Raw genomic sequence first — 14,767 nt, forward strand, 5'->3', positions numbered from 1 at the left:
CAGCAAAATTTAGAGGAGTACGTCCACGCGGAAGTAGATCGGCGCTTCGCGCTCGCTCAGGGCATCCGGGCGTTCCAGGGAATGGGCGAAGGTGACGCTGGCGCTCAGGTGCTCACCGCGGGCGAACAGCTCCAGCGAGTTGCTCGACATGCGCCCGTGCTGGCCGCCGTTGTAGCGGTCGCCGCGAATCACGCCCTGGTCATAACCGAGGCTGGTGCCGTATTCGGCGAACACCGGGCGCAGCCACTCCACCGTTACCGGGCGGCTCCAGCGCAGGTCGTTGCGCCAGTAGCCGCCGCTGTCGCCGGACAGTGATTGGTCCTTGTAGCCACGGATCGACGATTGCCCGCCCAGGCTCATGCGCTGGGGGCTGAACAACACGTCCTCGCTGCGTTGGCCGGTCATCAGACTGCTGAAGCTGAAGGACTCGTCCCACAACTTGAAAGGCTGCAGGTAGCTGGCGGTGGCGGTGTACTTGCGATAGCGCGCATCCGGTACGCCAGGGCCCGGGTCGTGATCGCCCTGGGCGTCCAAGGCACCGATGCCCTCCTGCATGCCCAGGTCGAGGTTGACGAAGGCACTGCCGACTCGCCGTCCGTGGTTGATCCCGAACTGCGCCTCGCTGATGCGATTGCTGCTCTCGGCAAGCTTGCTGTCTTCGATGAAGTTGTTGGTGCGCAGGTACGAAAGGCCGGTGTTGAGGGAAGTCTTGCTCAGCGCATCGCGATGGATCACCCGCTCGACCCGCAACTGATGGTTCTGGCTGTCGCCGGTCTGCTTGAAGTTGAAACCGTTGGCCGGAATTTGCGAGCGGTATTCGCTCTGGCTGTAGGTGTAGCTGACGTTCCACCAGCCCCAAGGCAGGTTGTAATAAAGCATGGCGTTGTTGGAGGTGTGCTGGTGGTCGGTCATCGCGTCATGACCGCCGCGCAACATCAACTGGTCGGCCAGGCCCAGCGGGCTGTCCCACTCGAAACTGCTGCCCCACTGCTGCTCACCGGTGCTGCGCTGGCCGTCGTTGCTGCGCGACAGGCCGGCGCGCCAGGGCTTTTTCGGCTCGTTGGTGACCCGCACTTCACTGCCACCGACTTCCTGGCCGGGGGTCAGCTCCATTTTGGCCTGGTTCGACGGCAGGCGATTGAGCTGATCCACCATCTGCTCGATCTCCCGCAGGTTGACCAGGTCACCGGCCTTGCCGGGAAAAGCCATTCCCAATTCACGGTCCGACAGCTTGCTGTCCTCGGTCCCCTTCAGGCCTTCAAGTCGCCCTTCCACCACCAGCACGCTCAGATGCCCACCGGACAAATCCTGCTGCGGCAGATAGGCACGACTGGTGACCAGCCCCTTTTCGATGTAGTGGTCGGTGATGACTTTGAGCAGTTCGTTAAGCTGCGGCACACCCAGGCATTGGCCGATGTAGGGCTTGAGCAGTCGTTCGCGCTCACTGGCGGACAGGCTGTCGGCCCCCTTGAGTTCGATGGTCTTGATCGGGAAGCAACGGGTATCGACAGGTGCGGTCGGCTGGGCCGGCTTCGCCTCCTGGCCGGGCAGGTCCTTGAGTTCCTCCAGGCGACGACGCTGCTCTTCGAGCAAACGGTTCTGTCGCTCGCGGATCAGGTCCGTCTCGCCTGGAGTGGGGGCGGCGCGAGCCAGGGTCAGCGGAGAAAGGCACAGCACAGCCACGCACAACCTCGCCCAAAAGGCGGGTGAGGACATGTTCGATCCCTCGAGCGGAAAATGACATCAAAATAGTGGCGTGATATTAATGAGCCATCATTTTGACGTCAACTAAATGGATTGGGCTTTAAGGCTATTGCTGGAACCATTCATCTGAAATCGGATGGCTCCGGTACGGGGGTACGAAAGGTCCCAAGGCTACTCTGGAAACCTCCTACAAAACGGACAAGCAGCGTTCGCCGGGGGTAATTTTGTGTCGAAGGGGCTTCATAAAAAACCGGACTCAAGGTCCGGTTCTTTATGAAAGGGCTAGGAATTCGCCTCGGACAGCAGGGCTATCCTGCTGGGCAGTGGTTTGACGACTACTTGCTTGCCTCCTCGACGGCTGCCGTGTTCTGAGGACCGAAAGAATATTTCAGGGCCCGTGCCTTCATGGTGCGCGGATCAGGTAAGCCTACGGTCTCTGGGCCCGCAAAACCGGTGACACCTTTGCTGAGCGTGGGATTGATCGCATCGAACAGGAAGCTGAAACCTTGTTTGAGCGAGCTCTGGGCGATGCCGTGACATCCCATGCAACCGCCCATGGTCAGGCCTTGGGTGCTGTGGTCGTAATCCGGTACCTTGATGTTCAGCTGGTTGCGCGCATTGATCAGGGTGTTGTTCTTCGGGATGGGGAATACGTTGCTCCCACGAAACAGCTGAATCCCCGGCTGGCTGCTTTCGACCATGATATTGGCCAGGTAGTAATCCGGATCGGTTTGAGTGCTCGACGGGATGGCTTGAACGCCTTTGAGCCGATAATGCTTCCAGACCGAATTGTTGAATTCGCCGCTGCCGTCCATCAACTGCTTGACCTGGTTGTTCACCGCCGCGACTTCGACATCCATGGTGAGCGGTTGCACGACCCGGATCGGGCCGGCCTGCCCTTCAGGGATCCCGTTACTGCCGGAGTAGACCGGCGGATCAAGGCTCGCGTTTGCGACTGCTCCCGCTTTTGGCAGGGAAACCGTATAGGTCTTGTTGCCGTCAGAGAAAGTGGCGGTCGGGGGGTTGTTTATATCGAAACCGGGGTAATCAATCTTGTTGTAGTTGGCAATGTAGTAGAGCCCGGTCGGTGATTTACCGTCGGGCAGCGTCAGGGCATCTTCGTGCTCGAACGTGGCGAAAATGAAGGTCGGGTAGTTGGACGTCTTATGGATTATATGTAAGGCGACCAGTGCGTAGTCTTCGTTCTGCGCCACCGGGTCACTGTCGAGGCCCTTATAGGTCACCACCGTCGCCGTGTGGTAACGCGCGCGATTTTGAACCGGGATGTCTGCCAGCTTGCGCCATGTCGCCTTGACCTCCACCGCGCCGTCGGGCAGCACTACATTCGTATCCGGGAAGCTGGTCAGGCCTTTCGCATACTCGTAAACGACGGGGTTCGCCTTGGCCTCGAACAGGATCTGGCTGTCGTTTGAAGGGGCATAATCTCTCCCTGTCTTCGCCACATTTGGCGGATTGACCGGGAAGAAAATAGCGTTTTGTCCTATTTGGGTCGCCTCATCCAGATTGTTGTAATGATTAAAGGTGGCGCCAGGCGCCAAACGAATACCCTGGGGAAATTGTATATAGCTGTATTGCGGGTCAGAACCAAACGGGCGCGTCGGACCACCTGCGGTGTTTTTTTGTGGTCCCGCGGGAAACAACTCAGTACGGTGCGCGAAGGTTTGCCATAACAAGGGGCTGGGAGACTTTGGCACCTTGCCCGAATCAGCAAAACTGCTGGCGGGATTGCCGACGCCGCGGTTAGCGGGCAATGGTGCGGCAGCTGTATTGTTCAGTGCGAAAAAGCTGCGCCAGGCGAACGTTGCATAGTCGCTATGGCTGAGGCCTGTGGCCAGGTCCGAGGGCAGTTGCGGGTTGCGCACGGTTAGATCGCTTGCGGTAATGCCATAGGAAACGCCCAAAACCGAGGGAAAGTTATCAAGCCCACTCGCAGCGAAATACGGATTCCAGTTAACCCCATCGCTGGAGTAAAAAGTTTTTGTATTGTTGCTGACAAACACACGATCGTTAATCATTGCTGCACTGTTCAGGAAAAGTTTACTGTTTATACCTTTCAGCTCTTGCCTCTCTCCCCACTGGCCGCCACGGTCGTAGGTGCGTGCGTACATGAGGCGATTTTCCAGCGTGTAATAGACCCAAATCTTACCGTTATAGACGACAGGCACCACTTTGGTCAGAGGCGTGTCAGTGCTTTCCTGGAACGCTGGAGTTTCCCGGCCAAACAGAAAACCATCATTCGAAGTGACGTAATAAACAGTTTTAGCATTACCGTCACCTTTGTGATAAAAAATGAATAATTGACCGTTATACACAACGGGGCTGTTAACGCCGGCCATAGGGCTGGTATTGATAGTTTGAATATCGGTCCAACTGACGCCGTCTGTAGAGCTGGTGGTCCTCAAGCGTTGCTGAGGATCGGCAAAGGTCAGCACAAGCTTCTGCTTAAATACAGTCACTGAAATATCCCCACCCCATCGGTAGCCATTCACTGGGATAGTTTTAGCAGGGGACCAGTTTTTCCCATCTGTCGAATAGGAAGAATAGATATGCTCTGAATCATAATTATTGGACCAGAACATATAAATTTTTCCCTTGAACGACTGCACCGCGGGTATAAATCCCGCTGGGAGGCCGAATCCCACCAGGCTCGTCGAGGAAGGAATACCGTTTGAGGCGTCGGGCTTGTCAAAGACATCGACTTTTATTCCCACACCTTGTTGCGGTGTGGCGATGATCAGACTTTCCGCATAGGCCGATGAGAGCGCAAACAAACCCCACAGACACAACATCAGCCGACTGAATATCGCTCTAAGACTCATAGGTTTCATTCCTTTGAATTAACGGCTACCACAGGCCGTGGATACGTCCTGACAGGCGTAGTTGTTCTATTGTTCAATGCGAGCTGAACTGGATGTTTTGGAAGTCATTGACTGCATTGCGACAGACATATTGTTAGCCTCCTAGCTAATAAAGCACTTACATCCTGTGTGAAGCAGCGACCCGGCGTTGCAGGCATAGGGCTACCAGTCGCCTTTCTCCATGGTAGACGACGGTTTAATATCGGCTAGGGAAATTCTGAAAAAAGGCACCCTGCCAAGCGGCAGCCAGCATGGCGGCTAATGAACTTTCCACCCAATACCGGCCTCAACCCATTACCTGCCCAACAAGGAATATGAGGCCCAGCCATGAAAACCCTCTTGAAACTCACCCTCGCAGCCACCCTCACCTGCGCCCTGCCCGCCTGGGCCACTTGCACGCCAGAGCAAGCGACCGCCAAGCGCGAACAATTGGCAAATGAAGTGACCAAGCTCACCGAACAGAACCCGGCCAAGGCCAAGGAAATCAACGACGAGTTGCAGGCCATGGACCTGGAGACTGCCAGCAAGGATGTGCCGGACAAGTGCCAGTTGATCGATAAGCGTCTGCAAGAGTTGAAGGATGCGGAGAAGAAGGCCGGGTGAGTGCCCTAGTCTGAGCACCGCTTCGCTTTTGTGGCGAGGAGCTTGCTCCCGCTGGGGTGCGAAGCGCCCCCCAAAAACAAGTCTCACCGCGCAATAATGGGTGAACACGCAACTTTGGGGCTGCTGCGCAGCCCAGCGGGAGCAAGCTCCCTCGCCACAGGTTCTGCATCGAACTTAAGGTCGAGTTTCACCCATGAAAAACCGGACCTTGGGTCCGGTTTTTCATGAGGCACTAGCGCCGCTTCACTCAGCCGCAGGCGCTTCTGGCTTGCGGCGCTTGAGCGGGGCCATGCCGTCCTTGCTGACCAGCGACGGGGCGTCGGCCTTCGGGCGGTTGGCGGTCTTGCGCTTGGTCGGGGCCTTGGCGCAGAAAAGAAAGCTGGGTGAGTGCCCTAGTCTGAGCACCGCTTCGCTTTTGTGGCGAGGGAGCTTGCTCCCGCTGGGGTGCGAAGCGCCCCCCCAAAAACAAGTCTCACCGCGCAATAATGGGTGAACACGCAACTTTGGGGCTGCTGCGCAGCCCAGCGGGAGCAAGCTCCCTCGCCACAGGTTCTGCATCGAACTTAAGGTCGAGTTTCACCCATAAAAAACCGGACCTTGGGTCCGGTTTTTCATGAGGCACTAGCGCCGCTTCACTCAGCCGCAGGCGCTTCTGGCTTGCGGCGCTTGAGCGGGGCCATGCCGTCCTTGCTGACCAGCGACGGGGCGTCGGCCTTCGGGCGGTTGGCGGTCTTGCGCTTGGTCGGGGCCTTGGCGCCGGTTTTCTTCTTGTCGCCCTTGGCGTCGACCTTTTTCTTCTTCACGCCAACGGCCTTGCCCGAGGCCTTGACCTTCTTCGGTCCGCCGTAGGTGCCTTTGACTTCCTTGATGGTGCGGCGCTCGAAGCTCTGCTTGAGGTAGCGCTCGATGCTCGACATCAGGTTCCAGTCGCCATGGCAGATCAACGAGATCGCCAGGCCGTCGTTGCCGGCGCGGCCGGTACGACCGATGCGGTGCACGTATTCGTCGCCGCTGCGGGGCATGTCGAAGTTGATGACCATGTCCAGGCCTTCCACGTCCAGGCCGCGGGCGGCGACGTCGGTGGCGACGAGGATTTTCACGCCGCCCTGCTTGAGGCGGTCGATGGCCAGCTTGCGGTCCTTCTGGTCTTTCTCGCCGTGCAGCACGAACGCTTTGTATTCCTGAGCCACCAGGCGACCGTAGATGCGGTCGGCCATGGCCCGGGTGTTAGTGAATACGATGGCTTTTTCGTAGGTTTCGTTGGCCAGCAACCAGTTCACGATCTGTTCTTTGTGCTGGTTGTGATCAGCAGTGATGATCTGCTGGCGGGTGGTGGAGTTCAGTTGGCTGACCGCGTTGAGCTGCAAGTGCTCAGGGTTGTTCAGCACCTTGGCAATCATCTCGCGCAGGCCCGAGCCGCCAGTGGTGGCGGAGAACAGCATGGTCTGCTGGCGATTGACGCATTCGTCCACCAGACGCTGCACGTCTTCGGCAAAACCCATGTCCAGCATGCGGTCGGCTTCGTCCAGCACCAGCACTTCGACTTCCTTGAGGTCAAGGTTGCCGGCGTTCAGTTGCTCGATCATCCGCCCCGGCGTGCCGATCAGGATGTCCGGCACCTTGCGCAGCATGGCGGCCTGGACCTTGAAGTCTTCGCCGCCGGTGATCAGGCCGGACTTGATGAAGGTGAACTGCGAGAAGCGCTCCACTTCCTTCAGGGTTTGCTGGGCCAGCTCACGGGTCGGCAGCAGGATCAGGGTCTTGATGCTGACGCGGACCTTGGCCGGGCCGATCAGGCGGTTGAGGATCGGCAGCACGAACGCGGCGGTCTTGCCGCTGCCGGTTTGCGCCGTCACCCGCAGGTCACGCCCCTGGAGCGCGAGCGGAATAGCCGCTGCCTGCACCGGCGTTGGCTCGACAAATTTAAGCTCGGCCACGGCTTTGAGCAGGCGTTCGTGCAGGGCGAATTGGGAAAACACGGGTGCTACCTCGAAGAAATGCAAAAAAACAGCTGCATAGGGTAACGGTTTCGAGCGCGAAGGCCGAGTTTCTTTATACAAACGGCGGCAAATCAGTGCATTTTTATCAGCCGTTATTGCATCAACGGTCACTTGACCGGGCTTAAATGCTCTAATCGTCCCGTCGCGTCTTTATAGAAGAACCGTTTCGTCCATGGACATCAAACAACTCTGGGTCAACCTCCAAGACCTCTGGGGTGCCCTTGACCAGCACCCGCTCCTGCATTCCAGCCTCGCCCTGATGTTGCTGCTGGTCATCGCCCTGGTGCTTGGCCGTGTGGCGCGCTACCTGATCCTGCACGCCGCCAAGTTGCTGGGGCGCCAACCAGCCTTGAACTGGGTCAACGACCTGCGCCAGAACAAGGTCTTCCATCGCCTGGCGCAAATGACGCCGTCGCTGATCATCCAGTTCGGCCTGCACCTGGTGCCGGAACTGAGCAAGACCAGCCTGATTTTCCTCGGCAATGTCGCCCTGGCTTTCACCATTTTGTTCCTGGTGCTGGCTCTCAGTGCCTTGCTCAGCGCCCTGCTGGACGTCTATGCGCGCACCGAGCACGCCCGTACCCGCTCGATCAAAGGCTATGTGCAACTGACGAAGATGGTGTTGTATGTATTCGGCGCAATCATCATCGTCGCCACCCTGATCGACCGTTCGCCGCTGTTACTGCTGTCGGGCCTGGGAGCGATGTCGGCGGTGATCCTGCTGGTCTACAAGGACACCCTGCTGTCGTTCGTCGCCAGCGTGCAGCTGACCAGCAACGACATGTTGCGGGTCGGCGACTGGATCGAGATGCCCCAGGTCGGCGCCGACGGTGATGTGGTGGACATCACGCTGCACACGGTCAAGGTGCAGAATTTCGACAAGACCATCGTCTCGATCCCAACCTGGCGGCTGATGTCCGAGTCGTTCAAGAACTGGCGTGGCATGCAGCAATCCGGCGGGCGGCGGATCAAGCGCAGCCTGTTCATCGACGCCAGCGGCGTGCGTTTCCTGCATGACGAGGAAGAACAACGCCTGACCCAGGTGCGCCTGCTGACCGACTACATCGGCCGCAAGCAGGCCGAACTCAAGGCCTGGAACGAGGCCCAGGGCAACGTCGCGGCGATGTCGGCCAACCGTCGGCGGATGACCAACCTGGGCACCTTCCGCGCTTATGCACTGGCGTATTTGAAAAGCCACGCGGAGATCCAGCCGAACATGACCTGCATGGTCCGGCAGTTGCAGACCACCGCCCAAGGCATCCCGCTGGAAATCTACTGCTTCACCCGCACCACCGCGTGGACCGACTACGAGCGTATCCAGGGGGATATTTTCGATTACCTGCTGGCGGTGATGCCGGAGTTTGGGTTGAACCTGTATCAGCAGCCCAGCGGCACGGATTTGCGTTCAGGGTTGTTGCCGGCGGTGCTGGGGGCAAGCCACCTGCCGGAGCCGCAGAAGCAGGTGATCTGAAACCACCACAGATCCCCTGTGGTAGATCCCCTAATGTGGGAGCGAGCTTGCTCGCGATAGCGGTGTGTCAGAAACATAGATGCTGACTGATGCTCCGCCATCGCGAGCAAGCTCGCTCCCACAAGGGGATCAGTGTGAAGGCTGAGGTTGGCGTATCCCCAACCGACTGATCCACACCGCCGCCAATATCACCGATCCCCCCAACAGTAACCGCCCCAACGCCTCGTGCTGGTTCCAGATCAACAGGTTCACCAGCAGCCCCACCGGCACATGCAGGTTGTTCATCACCGCCAGCGTCCCGCCATTGACCAGGCACGCGCCTTTGTTCCACCAGTACAGCCCCAGCGCGGTGGAGACCAGGCCGAGGAACACCAACACGCCCCATTGCAGCGGCGCTTCAGGCCAGAAGTTGGCCTTGCCGAACAGCAGGAAAGCCGGCAACGCCACCATCAGCGCACCGAGATAGAAATAACCGAAGCGCCGGTAGTGCGGCAGATCGCTCGGGTGGCGGGCCACCAGATGCTTGTACAGCACCTGCCCGGCTGCATAGGTGAAGTTGGCCAGTTGCAGCAGCAAGAAGCCCATGAAGAAATCCGGGTTGATCCGGTCGTAGCGAATCACCGCCGCCCCCGCCACGGCCACCAGCGCCGCGATCAGCGCCCAGGGGTTGAAGCGACGGTTCAGCGCGTCTTCGATCAAGGTCACGTGCAGGGGCGTCAGGATGGTGAAAAGCAGCACCTCGGGCACCGTCAGCACTCGGAAGCTCAGATACAGGCAGACGTAGGTCACGCCAAACTGCAAGGCACCGATCAACAACATGCCGCGCATGAACGCCGGCTCCACCTGGCGCCAGCGCGTCAGTGGAATGAACACCAGCCCGGCCAGCAACACCCGCACCAGCACCGCGAAATAACTGTCCACATGCCCAGCCAGGTACTCGCCGATCAGGCTGAAGGAAAACGCCTGGATCAATGTCACAAAAAGTAGATAGCCCATACCGCCCTCGTTTCGAATGGCGGCGAAGATAGCGCTTTTGAACGGTGGGAGCGAGCTTGCTCGCCCCCACAAATACTCCACTAACTTGAAAATTCATCCACGACCCAAGGAGTGGCCTGACGCTGGTGCCGATGGCTGGCGGCACGCTGGAGCACTCGGGTCAGCGCCTGGAAGTTTGCCGGTTTGGTCAGGACGTCATCGGCACCCGCGGCCCTGAAACGCTCTATCTCGCTGGAAAAAACACTCGCGGTGAAAGCAACGATGTAGCAAGTATCGCCCTGGGGTAACTCGCGAATTCTACGCACAGCCTCCATCCCATCCATCACGGGCATGTTGATATCCATCAGAATGATCTCTGGCGTCGAAGCCATGCAACGATTGACCGCTTCCAGGCCATCTGACGCAAGGTCGGGTGTATAACCCAACTCTTGTAGCATCGCCATGGCCACTTTCTGACTCACCGGATGGTTCTCCACCAGAAGGATATCGAGCGGATAATCCTCGGCAAAAGACGAGTCGAAGCCAACCGCCACATGATCATCCTTGATGGGTATTTCCGAGACTGAAAAAAGCGCCAAGGGCAGAGAGAAGGAGAATGTCGAGCCTAAACCTGGCTGACTGGTGAACGTTAAAGTCCCCTGCTGCGCCTCGAGCAGGTTCTTGCAGATAGAAAGACCCAACCCGCTCCCAGTGAAGCGTTGGCTAGCCGCCCCTTTAAACTGGACAAAGGGTTTGAACAGATTGTCTTGCCGTTCCGTGGGGATACCGATGCCGGTATCGCGTATGGAGAAGTCGAGCCACGCTTGAGAGCCGTAACCGCTGGTGGTGACCAGGAGCGATATTTTTCCGGCTTCGGTAAATTTGACCGCATTGCCCAGCAAGTTGATCAATATCTGGCGAAGGCAATCCATATCGGTCTTGACCAAAGGCGGTACGTCTGGGGAAAACTGCGCCTCCAGCACGATGGGTTTGTCCTGGATATTTTGCCGGATGAGTTCCATACAGGATGAAACCAGTGCTCTCACTTCGAAAACACGAGGTTTCAATTCAAGTTTGCCCGCTTCGATTTTGGCGAGATCGAGAATGTTATCGATAAGAGACAGCAGGGTCCGTCCACTGGAATGAATCGTTGTGAGAAGACGGCGTTGCTCGGGATCCAGGGCGGACCGGGCCAATAATTCGGTCGCGCCAATGACACCGTACATCGGGGTGCGAATTTCATGACTCATGGTTGCCAGAAAGCTGGTTTTTGAACGATCAGCGTCTTCGGCGGCATTTTTAGCCTGATTCAATACCTGCTCATTGACTCGCAGTTGCTGAAGATGAGCGCGCATGCGTAAAAGGAGGAAAGCGAGAAATACCAGGATGGCCAGGATGATGTGGTACAGCGAGTCATGATTAAGTTGTTGGTAGTAGTCCGCCAAGGTAACTTCCGCCCCGACAACATACACCGTACCGTCTTGTGATTTTAAGGGGACAAAGACCGCGCGAAAATCACCCCAATGATCCGAGTAGTCGATCCAGGTTGGCTCGGTACGCTCAAAACTATCGAGTAAAGCCTGGCTGGCATCGGGATAAGGATCGAAAAAACGCACGAAATTCTGCTCTTGAATTTCTTCTTTCGATGCGCTGGAACTGACCAGGTAGGCCTTTGCACCTCGCTTGATCACGCTATAGACAAACGCAGTGCCCATGGACTCGTTGAAGCCGGAGAGGCGCTGAATGGTATCCCAGTCCTGCGCTTGCGATTTGGATTGCTTATCGACCAGATTGTCATGGTAACGGTCGCCGAGGATCGCCGAAGCCCCCAGCGCGGCATGCAGCAATTTATTATTAATGTTGTCAGTAAGGACGCTTTGCGTCTCGACATAGAGGTAGTAGATATAGCCACCTGCCCCTATGAGATAGGCTAGAAATAAGGCCCATGTTTGCCGTTTGATTTTTAACATATCACAGCCTCCCTACTGTAAATCGGCGCATAAATTACCACAGCCAGACGTCGACAGACTTGCCCAATCCGAGTGAGTTTGCCGCCTGCCTATCTCCCAGCCCTCAAAAGCTTGAGGGGCCGTTCATGTGAGGTAGTGGTTATTTCTATTTCCCCCCAAAAAAAAAGCCCGATCTCGCTAAAGCGTTCAATCGGGCTGATGCACTCAGGAGCAATAAGTGCAAAGGGAGGTTCGATGCGCAAAACGATTTGAAGGGAAGCGCCAGGCCACTAGACCACCTGGCGATTATCCGAGGATTAACGGATCAGGCGACCTGGGACAGTTTGGCGTTGGCCTGATTCAGGCCCTTCTCCTGGAAGTCGCCGCCCAGGTTCATGCCTTCGGCATGGATGAAGGTCACGTCGTGGATCCCGATGAAGCCCATGACCTGGCGCAAGTAGGGTTCTTGATGGTCAGTGCTGCCGCCGGCGTGAATGCCGCCACGGGCGGTCAGCACGAAGGCGCGCTTGTCGGCCAGCAGGCCTTGAGGGCCGGTGGGGGTGTATTTGAACGTCACGCCGGCACGCAGCACATGGTCGAGCCAGGCTTTCAGGGTGCTGGGAATGGCGAAGTTGTACATCGGTGCAGCCATTACCAGCACATCGGCGGCCAGCAGTTCATCGGTCAGTTGGTTGGAGCGCTCCAGCGAGGCGTTTTCAACGTCGCTGCGCTGCTCGGCCGGCTTCATCCAGCCACCCAGCAGATTGGCATCCAGGTGCGGCACCGGATTGACGGCCAGGTCGCGAACGCTGATTTCGTCGGCCGGGTGTGCCGCTTTCCACTGGCTGATAAAGGTCTGGGTCAGTTGACGGGACACCGAGTCTTGCTGGCGGGCACTGCTTTCGATGATCAGAACGCGGGACATGGCTTGTAGGCTCCATCTGAGAATGTTGTCAGTCGATGGAATGAAGGTTAAACGCGATCATATCGATGAAAAAGCGCAAATAACTGCTGTAAAGCATCGATAAATTCGTTTATAAGCGGAGCAAGCAATATTGCCTGCCCCACTCCCGGGCTATTTCGGCTGACAGGTCAGCTTGATGCGCAGCTTGATGATGTTGCGGTTGAACTTGGCCGTGGCGTTCTTGAACTTGCCGGCGGCGACTTCGATCTTGCGGGTGCGAGGTGCTTCCGGGCCATTGCTGAAGACCACGGTACAAGCCGCGTCGGTGCTGCCGTAGTTGTTGACCTGGATGGAACCGATATCGGCATCGGTGTCATAGGCGTTGTAGTCGATGCTCAGGCCGTTGAGGTGTTTTTCCACATCGATCGGGTAGGCAAACGCAGTCAGTGGCAGCAAGGCCAGCACCACACAACAGATTTTCTTCATTCGGCAGTCTCCACCAAGGGACTGCCAGCTTAGGACAAGAGGAGCTCGATATGAAAGCGCCCCGCGTAACCCTTGATCAATGGCGCACCTTGCAGGCCGTGGTCGACCACGGCGGCTTCGCCCAGGCCGCTGAAGTGCTGCATCGCTCCCAGTCGTCAGTGAGCTACACCGTGGCCCGCATGCAGGATCAGCTCGGCGTACCGTTGCTGCGCATCGATGGGCGCAAGGCCGTGCTGACCGAAGCCGGCGGCGTACTGCTGCGCCGTTCCCGGCAACTGGTGAAACAGGCCAGCCAACTGGAAGACCTGGCCCACCACATGGAGCAAGGCTGGGAAGCGGAAGTGCGCCTGGTGGTCGACGCGGCCTACCCCAACGCCCGCCTCGTTCGCGCCTTGACGGCGTTCATGCCACAAAGCCGTGGCTGCCGGGTGCGGCTGCGCGAAGAAGTGTTGTCGGGTGTCGAAGAAGTGCTGCTCGAAGGCGTGGCCGACCTGGCCATCAGCGGCTTCAGCATTCCCGGTTACTTGGGGGCGGAGTTGAGCGACGTGGAGTTCATCGCGGTGGCCCATCCCGAGCATGCCCTGCACCGCCTCAACCGCGAGCTGAACTTCCAGGACCTGGAAAGCCAGTTGCAAGTGGTCATCCGCGACTCCGGCCGCCAACAGCCCCGCGACGTCGGCTGGCTCGGCGCCGAGCAGCGCTGGACCGTGGGCAGCCTGGCCACCGCCGCGAGTTTTGTCGGCAGCGGCCTGGGCTTCGCCTGGCTGCCCCGGCACATGATCGAACGGGAACTCAAGGAAGGCGTGCTCAAGCGTCTACCCTTGGAACAGGGAGGCAGCCGCAACTCGACCTTCTATCTTTTCTCAAACAAGGAAAAACCCCTGGGCCCGGCCACGCAGATCCTGATCGAATTGCTGCGCACCTTCGACACCGCGCCGCTGGATGCGCCGTTCGCCGCCCCTGAACAAGCCTGACAAGGACTTCGCCGATGGCCTATTTTGAACATGAAGGTTGCAACCTGCACTATGAGGAATACGGCCACGGTACGCCTTTGCTGCTGGTCCACGGCCTGGGCTCGAGCACCCGCGACTGGGAAAAGCAGATCCCGGTGCTGTCCGCCCGCTACCACCTGATCGTGGCGGATGTGCGCGGCCACGGTCGCTCCGACAAGCCGCGCGAGCGCTACAGCATCGAAGGGTTCAGCGCCGACCTGGTCGCCCTGATCGAACACCTGGACCTCGGCCCGGTGCATCTGGTGGGTTGGTCCATGGGCGGCATGATCTGCTTTCAGCTGGCGGTGGACCAACCCAACCTGGTCAGGAGCCTGTGCATCGTCAACAGTGCTCCCGAAGTCAAAGTCCGCACGCCCGATGACTGCTGGCAATGGTTCAAGCGCTGGAGCCTGATGCGCATCCTCAGCCTGGAGACCATCGGCAAGGCCCTCGGCGCCAAGTTATTCCCCAAGCCCGAACAAACCGAGTTACGCCTGGAAATGGCTCGGCGCTGGGCAAAGAACGACAAACGTGCTTATCTCGCCAGCTTCGATGCGATCGTGGGATGGGGCGTGCAGGAACGACTGTCGCAGGTCGCCTGTCCAACCCTGGTCATTTGCGCCGACCATGACTACACCCCGGTGGCACTGAAAGAAGCCTACGTCAGGCTACTGCCCGATGCACGGCTGGTGGTCATCGCCGATTCGCGGCACGCCACCCCGCTGGATCAACCCGAACGCTTCAACCAAACCCTGCTCGACTTTTTGACCGCAACCGATTCCACCACTCAGGATCACTGACCCC

At 58.2% G+C, this 14,767-nt stretch carries 12 protein-coding genes; 4 read left to right on the forward strand and 8 right to left on the reverse strand.

The genetic code is table 11. From position 1 onward, the window contains the following. Nucleotides 1-9 precede the first annotated feature (9 nt). Both V7773_RS10145 and V7773_RS10150 read right to left on the reverse strand, forming a co-directional pair. A complete protein-coding gene (locus V7773_RS10145) occupies nt 10-1,716 on the reverse strand; it encodes a ShlB/FhaC/HecB family hemolysin secretion/activation protein (protein ID WP_336073267.1) in 1,707 nt (568 codons plus the stop codon). A gap of 323 nt (nt 1,717-2,039) precedes the next feature. Then, nucleotides 2,040-4,544 carry an exo-alpha-sialidase gene (locus V7773_RS10150; RefSeq protein ID WP_336073269.1) on the reverse strand — a complete coding sequence of 835 codons (2,505 nt, stop codon included), beginning with the start codon at nt 4,542-4,544 and terminating at the stop codon, nt 2,040-2,042. Nucleotides 4,545-4,910: 366 nt separating this feature from the next. Between V7773_RS10150 and V7773_RS10155 the strand changes: the two genes are divergently transcribed. Beyond that, nucleotides 4,911-5,186, forward strand: coding sequence for a hypothetical protein (locus tag V7773_RS10155; RefSeq protein WP_092150995.1), 276 nt, complete (start codon nt 4,911-4,913; stop codon nt 5,184-5,186). A gap of 243 nt (nt 5,187-5,429) precedes the next feature. Here V7773_RS10155 and V7773_RS10160 read toward each other — a convergent pair whose 3' ends face one another. Next, nucleotides 5,430-5,591 (reverse strand): hypothetical protein, encoded by a 162-nt coding sequence (locus V7773_RS10160; RefSeq protein WP_170862028.1) that lies wholly within the window; start codon nt 5,589-5,591, stop codon nt 5,430-5,432. A gap of 227 nt (nt 5,592-5,818) precedes the next feature. After that, the gene (locus V7773_RS10165) at nt 5,819-7,165 is read right to left on the reverse strand and encodes a DEAD/DEAH box helicase (protein ID WP_063322464.1); all 1,347 of its coding nucleotides are present in this window, start codon (nt 7,163-7,165) and stop codon (nt 5,819-5,821) included. Nucleotides 7,166-7,358: 193 nt separating this feature from the next. Here V7773_RS10165 and V7773_RS10170 point away from each other — a divergent pair, with 193 nt between their 5' ends. Beyond that, nucleotides 7,359-8,657 (forward strand): mechanosensitive ion channel family protein, encoded by a 1,299-nt coding sequence (locus V7773_RS10170; protein WP_336073270.1) that lies wholly within the window; start codon nt 7,359-7,361, stop codon nt 8,655-8,657. Between the two features lie 129 nt (nt 8,658-8,786). Here the strand turns inward: V7773_RS10170 and V7773_RS10175 are convergent, their stop codons facing one another. The 4 genes from V7773_RS10175 to V7773_RS10190 all read right to left on the reverse strand — a co-directional run bounded on the left by V7773_RS10175 (nt 8,787) and on the right by V7773_RS10190 (nt 12,971). Then, the gene (locus V7773_RS10175) at nt 8,787-9,653 is read right to left on the reverse strand and encodes a carboxylate/amino acid/amine transporter (protein ID WP_336073271.1); all 867 of its coding nucleotides are present in this window, start codon (nt 9,651-9,653) and stop codon (nt 8,787-8,789) included. Between the two features lie 80 nt (nt 9,654-9,733). Beyond that, a complete protein-coding gene (locus tag V7773_RS10180) occupies nt 9,734-11,602 on the reverse strand; it encodes an ATP-binding protein (RefSeq protein WP_336073272.1) in 1,869 nt (622 codons plus the stop codon). A gap of 304 nt (nt 11,603-11,906) precedes the next feature. Continuing rightward, nucleotides 11,907-12,506 carry an FMN-dependent NADH-azoreductase gene (locus tag V7773_RS10185; protein WP_072341417.1) on the reverse strand — a complete coding sequence of 200 codons (600 nt, stop codon included), beginning with the start codon at nt 12,504-12,506 and terminating at the stop codon, nt 11,907-11,909. Between the two features lie 150 nt (nt 12,507-12,656). Then, the gene (locus V7773_RS10190; RefSeq protein WP_003198925.1) at nt 12,657-12,971 is read right to left on the reverse strand and encodes a hypothetical protein; all 315 of its coding nucleotides are present in this window, start codon (nt 12,969-12,971) and stop codon (nt 12,657-12,659) included. 50 nt (nt 12,972-13,021) lie between these two features. On the opposite strand from V7773_RS10190, the gene V7773_RS10195 reads away from it, so the two are divergent. Together V7773_RS10195 and V7773_RS10200 are read left to right on the forward strand one after the other, a co-directional pair. Continuing rightward, entirely contained in the window at nt 13,022-13,945 is a 924-nt protein-coding gene (locus V7773_RS10195; protein ID WP_060738713.1) for a LysR family transcriptional regulator, read from the forward strand. 14 nt (nt 13,946-13,959) lie between these two features. Continuing rightward, a complete protein-coding gene (locus V7773_RS10200; protein ID WP_336073274.1) occupies nt 13,960-14,763 on the forward strand; it encodes an alpha/beta fold hydrolase in 804 nt (267 codons plus the stop codon). Nucleotides 14,764-14,767 lie beyond the last annotated feature (4 nt).

This window comes from Pseudomonas sp. 3JA, assembly GCF_036961705.1.
GTDB lineage: Bacteria > Pseudomonadota > Gammaproteobacteria > Pseudomonadales > Pseudomonadaceae > Aquipseudomonas > Aquipseudomonas fluorescens_Q.

Bases quoted from the DNA above. Each gene is read 5' to 3' on its own strand.
- V7773_RS10175 (WP_336073271.1), bottom strand. From the start codon at position 9,653: ATGGGCTATCTACTTTTTGTGACATTGATCCAGGCGTTTTCCTTCAGC.
- V7773_RS10170 (WP_336073270.1), top strand. From the start codon at position 7,359: ATGGACATCAAACAACTCTGGGTCAACCTCCAAGACCTCTGGGGTGCC.
- V7773_RS10200 (WP_336073274.1), top strand. From the start codon at position 13,960: ATGGCCTATTTTGAACATGAAGGTTGCAACCTGCACTATGAGGAATAC.
- V7773_RS10155 (WP_092150995.1), top strand. From the start codon at position 4,911: ATGAAAACCCTCTTGAAACTCACCCTCGCAGCCACCCTCACCTGCGCC.
- V7773_RS10150 (WP_336073269.1), bottom strand. From the start codon at position 4,544: ATGAGTCTTAGAGCGATATTCAGTCGGCTGATGTTGTGTCTGTGGGGT.
- V7773_RS10195 (WP_060738713.1), top strand. From the start codon at position 13,022: ATGAAAGCGCCCCGCGTAACCCTTGATCAATGGCGCACCTTGCAGGCC.
- V7773_RS10190 (WP_003198925.1), bottom strand. From the start codon at position 12,971: ATGAAGAAAATCTGTTGTGTGGTGCTGGCCTTGCTGCCACTGACTGCG.
- V7773_RS10180 (WP_336073272.1), bottom strand. From the start codon at position 11,602: ATGTTAAAAATCAAACGGCAAACATGGGCCTTATTTCTAGCCTATCTC.
- V7773_RS10185 (WP_072341417.1), bottom strand. From the start codon at position 12,506: ATGTCCCGCGTTCTGATCATCGAAAGCAGTGCCCGCCAGCAAGACTCG.
- V7773_RS10145 (WP_336073267.1), bottom strand. From the start codon at position 1,716: ATGTCCTCACCCGCCTTTTGGGCGAGGTTGTGCGTGGCTGTGCTGTGC.